This window comes from Shewanella sp. SR44-3 (assembly GCF_014163735.1).
Taxonomy (GTDB): Bacteria; Pseudomonadota; Gammaproteobacteria; order Enterobacterales; family Shewanellaceae; genus Shewanella.
This window is the reverse complement of record NZ_JACJDV010000060.1, coordinates 1-12,087: the sequence shown is the minus strand read 5'-3', so window position 1 is coordinate 12,087 and position 12,087 is coordinate 1. Positions and strand designations below refer to the sequence as shown.

The 12,087-nt window shown below is 46.4% G+C and carries 8 protein-coding genes; all 8 read right to left on the bottom strand.

Annotation, left to right across the window (positions count from 1 at the left end):
- Window positions 1–94: 94 nt before the first annotated feature.
- A complete protein-coding gene (locus tag H5073_RS17300; protein WP_182680811.1) occupies window positions 95–913 on the bottom strand; it encodes an ABC transporter permease in 819 nt (272 codons plus the stop codon).
- Window positions 910–1,851: an ABC transporter ATP-binding protein gene (locus H5073_RS17295; RefSeq protein ID WP_182680810.1), complete on the bottom strand. Its 942-nt coding sequence runs from the start codon at window positions 1,849–1,851 to the stop codon at window positions 910–912. Before H5073_RS17295 ends, H5073_RS17300 begins: the two co-directional genes overlap by 4 nt.
- The gene (locus H5073_RS17290) at window positions 1,848–3,215 is read right to left on the bottom strand and encodes a nitrous oxide reductase family maturation protein NosD (RefSeq protein WP_182680809.1); all 1,368 of its coding nucleotides are present in this window, start codon (window positions 3,213–3,215) and stop codon (window positions 1,848–1,850) included. The genes H5073_RS17295 and H5073_RS17290 overlap by 4 nt, the downstream gene beginning before the upstream one ends.
- Before the next feature lie 176 nt (window positions 3,216–3,391).
- Window positions 3,392–5,278 carry a TAT-dependent nitrous-oxide reductase gene (nosZ, locus tag H5073_RS17285; RefSeq protein WP_182680808.1) on the bottom strand — a complete coding sequence of 629 codons (1,887 nt, stop codon included), beginning with the start codon at window positions 5,276–5,278 and terminating at the stop codon, window positions 3,392–3,394.
- A 79-nt stretch (window positions 5,279–5,357) separates the two neighbouring features.
- A complete protein-coding gene (nosR, locus tag H5073_RS17280; RefSeq protein WP_182680807.1) occupies window positions 5,358–7,508 on the bottom strand; it encodes a transcriptional regulator NosR in 2,151 nt (716 codons plus the stop codon).
- A gap of 257 nt (window positions 7,509–7,765) precedes the next feature.
- On the bottom strand, window positions 7,766–8,980 hold the full coding sequence (locus tag H5073_RS17275; protein WP_182680806.1) for a cytochrome-c peroxidase: 1,215 nt from the start codon (window positions 8,978–8,980) through the stop codon (window positions 7,766–7,768).
- 61 nt (window positions 8,981–9,041) lie between these two features.
- Window positions 9,042–9,365 carry a hypothetical protein gene (locus tag H5073_RS17270; RefSeq protein ID WP_182680805.1) on the bottom strand — a complete coding sequence of 108 codons (324 nt, stop codon included), beginning with the start codon at window positions 9,363–9,365 and terminating at the stop codon, window positions 9,042–9,044.
- A 37-nt stretch (window positions 9,366–9,402) separates the two neighbouring features.
- Window positions 9,403–12,087: TonB-dependent receptor (locus tag H5073_RS17265; protein WP_182680804.1), on the bottom strand; the 2,685-nt coding region annotated here is incomplete at its 5' end.

Genomic DNA, 12,087 nt, shown 5'->3' with positions numbered 1-12,087 from the left:
CGTTGTTATTTGTTATTTGTTATTTGTTATTTGTTATCGGTTATCGACCGTTCTATTCACTATTAACGATTAACCATTAACTATCAGCTATTAACTAGAGCGTTTTGCGATTAAAAATCACCGCAGCAAGCCCTAAGGGCAGCGCTACCCATGCCGCTAACATGGCCAGCAGCGCTGGCGTGGACCAGCCCGAGTTGATGGCCACGGCCAATACGCCGTTAACATCTTTTGTGTCCAGCACGGACAGATTGATTAAGCGAAATAAATCCCCTGGGTTAAACAGCATCACTTGCACTAGGCTGTGTTGATCAAGCCCCTCTTTCACCCCCACCAGCACGGCCAATAAGGCTAAATCAAACACCAACACAAAACCAAACCACACCATAAGGGCGATGCCCGCCGCTTTAGACTTTTCGGCGACGCTTAGGCTTATCACATAGGCGATACTCATAAAGCTTAACCCCAGCAAGATGGCGGTGAGAATAAATAGCCCAAAGGAGGCGAGCACGGGCGCAAATTCAAGCTGAAAGCCAAGTAACAGCGCCGCGCTGCCAAAGCCTAAAATAGTCGCTAGGCTGATGATGCTGCCTTGGCCTAAAAATTTACCGATTAACAACTGGTTGTGACTTAAGGGGTAAGTGAGCAATAACAATAAGGTGCCTGATTCTTGCTCACCGACGAAGCTGTCATAGCTCAGCAACAAGGCAATCAGCGGAATTAGAAACACAGCCAGGCTTGATAAACTGGCAATGGTCGCCGATAAAGAGGCCACCCCAAGCTCACCGGATGCCGCCGAGCCGTAGTAGCTCAGCCCCAAGGATAAGATGGCGAAAATAGCGGTAATGGACACTAACCAGCGATTACGCAGCCCATCTTGAAACTCTTTAATTGCAACGGCGATAACTGGGTTCATGGCTGTGCCCTCTCTTTAGCAGAATGTGGTTTTGCTGGGTTTTTATCTGCATCTTGGCTTAAAAAATGTTGGTATAAGCAGCCTAAGTCCGCCGGCTCTAATTGAATGTCTTTAAGGCTTTCTAGGCTCAGTAATTGGCGCATCACCGCCATTTTTTGCGCTTCACTGACGTGGAGTAAATCTGCCCCCACCATAAAGCCATTGAGCGCGGCATCTTGCTGTAAACTGCCGTTTAAGCCATGGGTGCGAATAGCCACAGGCAAGTTAGCCTGCAGCCTAAGTTCACTCAAGGTGCCCATGGCAAGCGCTTTACCTGAGCCTAGAATTAAGGCTCTGTCTATGTGCTGCTCAACCCCAGGCAGTACGTGGGAGCATAAGATAATGCTGGCGCCCGCACTTTTAAGCTTATCAACGCTTTGGTAAAACTCTTTGGTGGCGATAGGGTCAAGCCCCACTGTGGGCTCATCGAGGAGTAATAATTTAGGCTCGCCTAAAAATGCCTGTGCAAGCCCTAGGCGCTGCTTCATGCCTTTAGAATAGGTTTTTACCGCGCGGTTCATGGCATGGCTTAGGCCCACTTGCTCAAGTAGCGCTAAAACGCTTTGCTTATCCACAGATTTCAGCCGTGCAAAGTAATTAAGCACTTGTTTGCCGGTAAGCTCATCATAAAAACTCACGTTTTCAGGTAAATAACCAATGTTACGCCTGCCAAGCCATGCCTGCTTTGACATAGGGTCGACACCAAAGACGTCAACCTTGCCTTGACTTGGCGGCATAATGCCAAGAATAAGCTTCATCATGGTGGTTTTACCGGCGCCATTGTGACCAAATAATCCCAGCACTTCACCTGGGGCTAACTCAAGGTCAATGTGAGTCAACACTTGTTGGCCTTGATAGGCTTTACTTGCTTGACGTAAGGATACGATTGAAGCACTCATTGGGGATCACCTGTGGCTGTGGAAGATACTTGCGCGCTGGCAAGTGTGGAAAAATCTTGTGGTTCACTATGTGAACTCACCAAGGGCTGCATCAATGGGAAGCTGTCTTTTACCCCTGCAGGCTTAAGCACAGGGAATTGGTCTTGCACCCAGCGCAGCATTAAAATGGCAGGGCTATCGAGCAAGATTTTCGCCTCTGGGTACTGCCATACTAGCTTGTCTATGCCATCATTGGGCTCAAAAGGGGTATCGCCTCTGGCGTCATTATTAAGATCCCAGCCAAGGTAATTACTCCAGTAATTGCCAAGCCCATCAAGGCTCCACTCTTCTTCGCGATTGGCCACGTATTTCACCTGTAAGGGATTGTTAATAAAGCTATTAGCATACACTTTAGTGTTTTCAGATCCTGCGGTGAGGTGTATGCCAATTTCAGCGGTTTGCACTAGATTGTGGCTTAGGGTGTTGTAGGCGCTGTTGTAGACAAATAAGCCCTTACCATCGCGGCCTAAGACCTTGTTTTCAGGCTTGGTCCACACATTGGTGATCCGATTATGGCTGATGGTGGATGAGGTAATAAAATTCAGTAAAAAACCGTAATCTTCACTGTTATCGCTTTGATTGCCCGTCACAGTAAGTAGGCGCGAGCTCATTAAGGCATAGCCTGCGCGGGTAGCGTATGCACGGTTATTCATCACCTTATTGCTGTGGGAATACATATAATGCACCCCGTAGCGAAGGTTATGCATTTTATTGTTTTCTATCACGTTATGTTGACTTGAAATAATGTAAATCCCGTCACGGGTGCCGCTAACATCATTGCCTTTTACCAGCACGTTTTGCACGATAGAAAGCTGTATGCCGTTGCCTCTGTCTGATGAGCGAAGCGCCTCATTGCCTATTACGGTATTGCCCAGCACCTTAATGTGCTGGCCTTTTTGCAACCAAATTCCAAAACCACTGCCTTGAAGATGATTATTGCTGAGCACGATATGGCTGGCTTGTTTATCTGAATAAATGCCTGAGTCTTGGGCGGTTAAATCTTGCCCCCAGTTTTGAATGTTAAGCCCATCCACCGTGATATGAGAATTAGTCAGTAATAGCGCATGACCCTTGCCGTTGGCATCAATAATCGCCTCACCATTGCCTTTGATGCTAATGCTTCGGGGCACCACAAAATTACCTCGATATATGCCTTTAGCTAAGATGAGCTCATCACCGTCTTTCGCGGTATCAAGTATGGTTTGCAGCTTATCTTCTGGGGTAACATCGATAATGGCTGCAAACGCCAGTGGCGATAGCAGTGCTAATAGCAATAGGCCTGAACTGTAACAAAGCAACCTAGCCAAGAGTGAATAAGGCTTCATGATTGGCCTCGGCTAATGCAATGATGGGTGACGCTTAACGCCATCGTAGACTCCCTGCTTAACGATTTAACGGTTTGGCTCATTAAAAACTGGAGCCGTAATTGCTAAATTACTCAACCCTAATGCAAAAAGGCGCAAGGATTAAGAGAGCATCTCTTAATCCTTGCGCTTAGGGCTTACGCTTCCACTAACATACGGCCGCGCATTTCCATGTGCAGTGCATGACAGAACCAGTTACAGTAATACCACTGCACCCCAGGTTTATTGGCGATAAAGGTCACAGAGGCTGTAGCCTGTGGCGCCACTTCCATCTGCACCCCGTGGTTAGTCATACAGAAACCATGAGTCACGTCTTCGACCTGATCAAGGTTAGTCACCACAACCGTCACTTCATCCCCAAGCTTGACCTTAAATTCATTCATGCCAAAGTTGGGTGCAATAGAGGTCATGTAAACACGCACCTTGTTGCCTTCACGGATAACCTTGTTGTCCATCTCTAAGGTGACGCCGTCTTTTTTAGCCATGGCGACAGTGTCAGCGAACATAGGATCATCACGGGTCCACAACTTCTGCGGCTTCACTTTACTACGATGCACTATCATACAATCATGTGGCTCAGCGAAAGTCGGGCCATCGTGCACCAGCTTCATTTCATCGCCAGAAATATCAATTAATTGATCGTTTTCTGGACGAAGTGGCCCCACAGGCAAGAATCTGTCTTTTGAAAATTTACATAACACAACCAACCACTTACCATCAGTATCACGGGTTTCACCTTGCGATGTATGGTTATGGCCTGGCTGGTAATGCACATCAAGCTTTTGACGTAAGTAATTGACTTTCTCGCCCTTGTAGGCCTTGATCGCATCTTCAATATTCCACTTAGCGATTTGGCTGTCGAGGAACAAGGTGGTAAATGCATTACCTTTGTTATCAAATGCGGTGTGCAGTGGCCCTAAACCTAATTCTGGCTCAGCAACAATGGCATCCCTTGGCTGGATTTTGCCGCTAAATACATCATCTAAACGGGCAATTTCAACCACAGAAACCGTAGGCGATAACTTGCCGTTAGCGACAAAGTACTTGCCATCTGGTGCCGTGTTAATCCCGTGAGGGGATTTTGGCACTGGGATATAACGGGTTAAGTCAGACCCTTTACGGCCATCAAGTACCGGGACCTTGTTGCCATTGTAGTTAGTGAACTTGCCCGCTTTTAGTGCTGCTAAACAGCGCTCTAGACTGAATACCACCACGTGGTCGCGTTCAGCGGTGATCATCTCACCTAAGTTCATGCCCATTTCTGAGTTATAACAGGTGGAGAAGAAGTACTTACCGTCGTAATCTGCGTCTGTGTTATCTAAGTTACCGTCAACCATCACTTGGAAAGCCACTTCCATTTTTTCGGCGTCAATCACATTAAATAATGAGCGATAAGTCGACACATCTTCAAGTGACTCTTTACCATCATTATTCATGGGGATTTCAAACTCACCATTACAGAACACATACTTGGTATAAGGCACTTTTTGCACCCGTAAACCGTGAATGGCCTGCACGTTTGGAATGGTGATCATCTTATCGGTTTTCATCACATCACAACGAATACGAGCCACACGTGAGTTGGCTTTATCGTTGATGAACACGTACTTACCGTTGTAGCTACCGTCGGTCATACTCATGTGAGGATGATGGGAATCACCTGTCATCAGATGAACACTGTCACCTTTAATGCGTTTACTTTCGTTAGTAATACCCCAGCCTGTAGCACTGTCTATGTTGAATACTGGAATACGCATCAGCTCACGCATCGAAGGAATACCTAGAATTCGCACTTCACCTGAGTGACCGCCGCTCCAAAAACCATAGTATTCGTCAAGCTCACCAGGATGCACTACGGCGCTAGCGCCTTGAGTCTGGGTTTGTGCTTTTGCCATAGAGGCAAACATGGCTGCCGTCATTGGCGCGGCAACGGCGCCAGCGCCAATCAGGGCTGAGCGCCCCATAAAGCTGCGGCGGCTTGAGTCTTGGAGTTCAAGGCTCTTATTCTCGCTATTCTCGCTCATCGTTTTTATCTCCATAGTATTAAAACATCAGCATTACACTTGCTGTTTTGGGGTATCACAAAAGTCATTCATCACATCATTAACTGGCCACATTGACCGCATCAATTTGCTGCTCTTTGTATTTATTTTTCTTGTAAGCCAGCTTTTTAAGTGGCGGACATTTTTCATCGTTAAAATAGGTAATTTGACAATCGAGACAGTAATGGCATTCGCGCATATTGATCACTCCATTAGGTTCAATGGCTTGAATTTCACATTCTGTGGCACAAGTTTTACAAGGCGTGCCGCACTCTTCACGGCGCTTAAGCCAGTTAAATAAGCGTGCACTGTTGCTAACCGAAAGCGCAGCGCCCAGTGGGCACAAATAACGGCAGAAGGTTTTACGATTAACCAGATTGATTAAAATCAACAGGCTTGCCCACAGAATAAAAGGCCATTCACGGTCAAATTTAAGTAAGAAGGTGGTCTTAAACGGCTCAACTTCAGCCAATTTTTCCGCCATGGCTAACGAATCCAAAGACACACCAAAAAGCGCCAATAAAATAAGGTACTTGATGGCCCAAAGCCGTTCATGCACCGCAAAGGGCAATTCAAATTGGGGGATTTTTACAAAACGGGCAAACTGATTAACCAGTTCCTGCAGCGCACCAAAAGGGCATAACCAGCCGCAATACACGGCCCTGCCCCAGAGCAAAATGGTTACGGCAGCGGCACACCAAAGAATAAAAATAATCGGGTCTAACATAAACAAATCCCATGAGAAATCACCCATTAAGGATTGCAAGAAGGTAAACACATTCACCACAGATAACTGCCCACCCCAAGTCCAGCCGACCAGCACCACGGTGGCAATTAAGAAACCATGGCGCAGGTTATGGATAAAGGTTGGGTGACGCACCAGCACATCTTGGAAGAATAAAATCAGCAGCAGCACGATTATCATTATAATAAGCGCAACCACTTCATAGCGTTTTTCAAACCACACTTGCTCGATTAAGCTGCGCTCTGGCTCGGGCATAATCGCCGCTGGTGTATCCACATACTTGGGCAGCATGTCGTAATCGCCCTTAAAGCTGGTGAATAGGCTATCAATAGGTCCCGTTTGGCGGCGCACTAACAGCTCTAACTGCCAAGATGCACCTGGGTCGAACTCATAATGCTCTTGAATGCGAAACACTGACATTTCAGAAAAGTGCGGCGCACCTTCGATGGCAAGATCCGTCAAGCGGTTATGTTCAAGATCGCGAAATGAGATAGCCTCATCCCCTTGGTGCAGTTGAATACGATCGAAAATACCGCCGCGCACATAACCCGAACCTTTAAAAGAATAGCCATTGCCCATGAGGACCAATAAATGCTCACCCTTAACCAGTGGCTCAACCAGCCAAGCGTTATCCGCCTCACTGAGTAAATTTTTGCCAATAGTCGGCACATCCAATAAGGCGTAATAGATTTCGGCAAACATCTCCTGTTTTTGCGACGCGCTGGCCTCTTCTACGTGCTCAGCCTCTGTGCCCATAAAGGCTTCATCAACGGCTGCACGTTTTAAATAGAGTTTACGAATTGAGCCATCACCAGTAAGGGTCTGCCAATCAGCTTTAGCAAACACGTCGAGCTTAATGCTTGATAAGGGCTGAATAATGCCTTTTTTAATTTCAATTAGCCCCAAGGATTGCGCCACCTTAGTGGCCGCTTTAGTAATAGCGACATTCATCACCATTACAGTGACAGTCGCGCCCGATAAGCCGTCAATGGCGATAGTGCCTTGGCTGGCATTACCGCCAACCTTGATCCTGTCTTTAACATGAAGACCTGGGTATTGATCGGTAAATTGCCACAATTTAGTTTCTGGAATACCCGCCAAAATAATGGGTTCGTGATGCTCGAGCACCTTAGCGCCTAAGTATTGCCCTTTGGCATCTATAGCCACCAGCATGTTGACAGGCTCGCCTGAATAGGCAGGAATTTTAGCGATATCATTGGTTTCAAAGGCATAACCTAACACCTCCTCACCTTGATGAACCGTCCAAATAGCAGGCTCACCTTGTTTTTCACTTATGCTACTGGCAGTGGGGAATAGTGCTTGAATTTCAGGCATGGCGGGTTTTGCGGGGCTGACAAATAATGCCGCAGCAGGGAAGATGATGCCGAGCAAAAGAGCCACGCATAATATTAAGCGGCTGATATTCTTGTGATTTATTTTCGCCAACTGCACATTGCCTCCAAGCATTTTTGCATCTGCGACAATATGTCGCACCCATCAAAAAGGTATGTTACATGCGCCTTTAATACTTTTTAGTGACTTGGATCAATAAAGGGCAGTGAACTTGAGCCCGCAGCAGCTTTGCATTATCAAAGTGTGATCTACATGGGATTAGCCAGCTAAATGTGACATTGCGCAAGGCGCGCGAATTGATAATCGATAAACAGGGCTCCGCCCCTAGGGCGTTGACTCGCCAGCTAAACCATTAACTAGACAGTAAATAGTTATTCCGTTTGTTGCGATTCTGGCTCAGAAAACAGGCGCCAATAGGGCCCTTGTGCCGGGAAACTGGTGATAGATGCTAAAAATGCCCTGATGGCTTTACGTTGCTCAAAGGTCAAGTTTAAGGGTTTTATATGCACAGATACCGTTGGCGCTAGCGGATCATTCTCATCATAGGTTTGCCGAGCACCACCTGCATTATAAATATTGAGAATCCCGTCCATATCACTAAAAAAACCGTTATGCATCCAAGGACCGGTATTCATCACGCCCCGAAGGCCTGGAGTCTTTGCTTTTCCTACGTCTTCAGGTTTTTTAGTCACTAAATAGCGGCCTAAATCTTCAAACTCACGACCATAGTATGTCAGACCTAAATTGTGAAACTTACCGTCAGTGAATTGTGGGCCGTTGTGGCAATTTAAGCAGCGACCTTGAGTGCGAAATAAATGTAACCCTTCTATAGCCTCATCTGACATCGCACTGGCACGCTGAGCCCTTCGCTGTGGCGAAGTCTCGCTAATTGCCCGTAAAAATGAATCAAAAGGGCTTGGGGGGGAAATAATACTGCGCTCATAGGTGGCAATCGCCTTGGCTAGCCGTTCAGGGGTTATCTTAGTGTCAGAAAATGCTTGGCTAAAACCTGCGACATATTCTTTATCCACTTGTAATTTATCGATTAATTTAGGGATACTCTGATTCATTTCATTGGGATCAGTAATGGGCATTAAAGCTTGCTGCTCTAAACTTGTTGCCCTGCCATCCCAAAAGAAAGCGCTAAAATAAGCCACATTTTCAATGCTAGGGGCATTACGTTTGCCTTTGCTACGATTATGGCCAAACGAAGACTCACGGCCATCTGCCCAGCCTAAATCTCTGTCATGGCAGCTAGCACAGGCAATTTGTCCTGAGCTTGACAGCTGTGGATCATGAAACAGCTTTTCACCTAAGGTTACTTTTGCAACGGAGAAAGGGTTATCTATGGGAAAAATAGGCAGAGGCAATAAGCCAAGTTCCCTATGCTCAACGCCATCATCCAGGATAGGTCTAGGCCAATACTCTGCTGGTTTAAGGTATTGTTGTCGCAGTGAAATAGACGCATCACTTTGAGCTAAAGATGGAGCGGCGGACATAGATGCAGACAACAATTTTGCAGATGCTATGCCAGCCAAAGCGGCGCCGACAAAAATGGCTAACAGCCAAGTGGTGATAATATTCATGGGATACTCGGTCATCATAAAGCATACGTCAGGGCTCTGTGATGACCGCCTGCTAGAAAGGTTACTTAATTTGCCATATCACGGTGCGCTTAGTGGCATCTAATGCAACTAAAGCCCGCGCTTCTTTACGCTGTGCATCATTGGTTAATGCTAAGCATAAAGATTGCTTAGCCTTTGCGGCATCCGCCAATGCTTGATAAAAAATATCGGCTTTTTCTAGCCACTGGCGACTGCCAATATCATCCTCTGCGCGGTAGCAAACATGGCTGGCAGTATTGGCATCAAGTAACTGACTCTCATCGATACTATCAGCCTGGGTGCTAGTACATAAACCTAGCGCTAGTAGGGTAAGAAGACTGCGCATTGTGTGTTGATTATTTTTCATATAAAACCTTATTAATATTAATAACTGATGTTAAAAGTTAGTGTTGATAGCTCACGCCAAGCCAAAAGCGGCGGCCGAGCTCAGTGCCCGTTGCCGAAGGCCCAACTTGATAAGTACGGCTATTGAGTAAATTCTCGCCATCGAAACTGAAGGTCACTTGGTGAGCCGGGGTGATAAAAACATCGTATTTGAGGCCGCCACTGAGCAGCCAAAAACCGGGGCGTGTGTGCTTCTCGTACAAGGGATACTCCTTGGCGCTCGCTTCACAACTTGCACAAATTTCAGTGGCATCCTTGAAGGGTAAACTGCGACCTGTGCTGTAAATAACCTCCTGTTCACTGTTGTATCTTGCATAGGCTGACAGATGCCAATTACCCCAGCTCCCTCCCCAGCTGATGTTGGCAATATAAGGGCGATTAAAATCTTGCCTTTGATAATCCATGTCATCACGGGTGACTAAGGTATTGACGGTTTTCATGTTATTTGGATTTGCAGCCGTAGGATCGGCTTGTTGTTGCTGCAAAAATACCAACTCAGAATCACGGTAGTTAAAATCCAGGTATTGCTTACCAGCTTCAATGAAAAACGGACTGCCATCAAAGCTTGCCGCATCCGTGGTGTTAGAGGCATAAGATAAGTTAATTTCTAGGTGTTGCTGCTCAAAACGGCCCATCCACGACAAGCTGTAACGCTGATATTCACTGCTGCCATTGTTCATCGCATGAAGTACAGCACTGCCCTGCTCATTAAAGCCTCTGATTTCATTCACTTGATCTTTGTTAAGCCGCTTAAGCCATTTAGCTTCTAACGTGCCATTAAACACTTGCTGTCGAAACGCTAGCGATAATTCATCACTAAAAGGCGTATCTATTGCATCATAGTTTATTTGAGCGCCTTGGGTTTTTAGCAGCCTTTCCCAGTGCAACGGTCTGTTTTGGTAGGTATTTCTGACCTCATCGAAACTCGGCTGGATCGCTTGTTCTAACTTGTAATGACTTAAGTCAGCATCATAATAACGATTGGCACCGAAAATCAGCACGCTGTCGCCATCATCAAAAATGTCTACGGCGCCGCGAAAACGTGGCGCTACATTATGCTGATTTAAAAAGTCATTCAGCTCATACCTTAGCCCTAGGGTGAGCGCCAAATAAGGCCAGCTGATCTGCTGTTCACCATACAGAGAAAATGAGTGAACCCTAGCTTGGGCTTGCCCTGCTTCCGTGACCTGACGCCGTTGAAAATACTGCCCAACTTGAGTGATATTTTGCTGATAAATCAACAAGTCATCAATATTAGTCAGCACCAATGGCCGCCCTAGCTGCGCCGCTAGTGCCTCAAGGGACATAAGGTATTGTGTCGGCGCGCAATCTACGTTGTAGCCATTACAGTCAATTTGAGGATTGACCACAATGCCGTTATACAAGACGCTATTTTCAAGACGATTAAACTCTGACGCTTGCTTAAGTAGCTCAGCGCCAAACACTGTTTGTCCGACACCGTTAAACAAGCTGGTTTGCGCCAGTTGATAGTCTTGCTTTACGCTTAAACTGCGCTGAATTTTATCAATATCACCATAACCACCTTCACTGCTGGTGCGGCTATCAATAATAGCGCCCCACTCTTTACCTTTAAGAGTTTCCCAGCTCAACCAATAGCTTGGCGCCTGCTTACTGTTTTGGCTTTCATGCCAGGACAGGCTAGTGGTAACGTCAAGCCAATCGCTACGGCTTTCCCAGTCGAGTAATAATGACCAGGCGCCGCCATCTACAGTGAAATCACTGTTTCTGGCGTATTCATCAAAATACTGCCCTTGGTAGGGTGCATACATGCCAGAAACGGTTAGCGTGTCTTGGGCAGTTAGCTGATGATGATACTTCACAAAACCATTGGTATTGGTTTGCGTCTGCGGCTTGAGTTGCCCCAATTGGCGCTTACTTTCTGTGGATGTGAGCTGCTGAAACTGCAGTAAAACACCGCTATTTTCTGTTATCGGAGTAGAAAATAGCGCGCTAACATCTTGTTTTTCAAAGCTTGGTAACGCCAAGGTATCACTGCCATTATAATCAGCGGCGTAAACTGGGTTATAGCGCACAAAGTCATCAGATGTTTGGCGGTAATTTAACCGCCAACTTGGGCTATCACCAGCTTCTTTGGTATTGACCTTAACTAAACCACCAGAAAATTGACCATATTGCGCCGGAATATTGCTGTCGTACACTTCTATGCTGTCTAGTGTCTGCACATTGATAAAACTTGCCTGGCTGTGGCCTGAAACATCTTGCAGTAAATTGCGATCAGCCTCATCATTGCCTGTGCTTAAGCGTGAGTTATTGCTCACCCCATCAATTAAGTAGCCAGACTGATAGCCTTGAGCGCCAGCGATGGACACTTCGCTAGGTTTAATATTACTCACCTGCTCTGTGGCATAACTTTGCTCAGAAAATTGTACTCCAGGCAACAAACCTAACATTTCATTGAGATGACCATTGCCAAAACGGTAATCCTCAAGCATGCCTTGATCGATATCATAACGCCCTTGGCTGTTGTGACTTATCGGATTTGGACGACGGCCAATAACCTGTATATGTTCAGCCACCTTGAGTGCCGGCTGCTGCGTTCCTTGAGCTTGGCATTGTTTCGCGGCACATGTGACTGTCTTCTGCGCTAATTTCTGCCTTTCTAATTCTTGTTGCTCAGCGCCTTGTTTAGGTACATTTTTTTC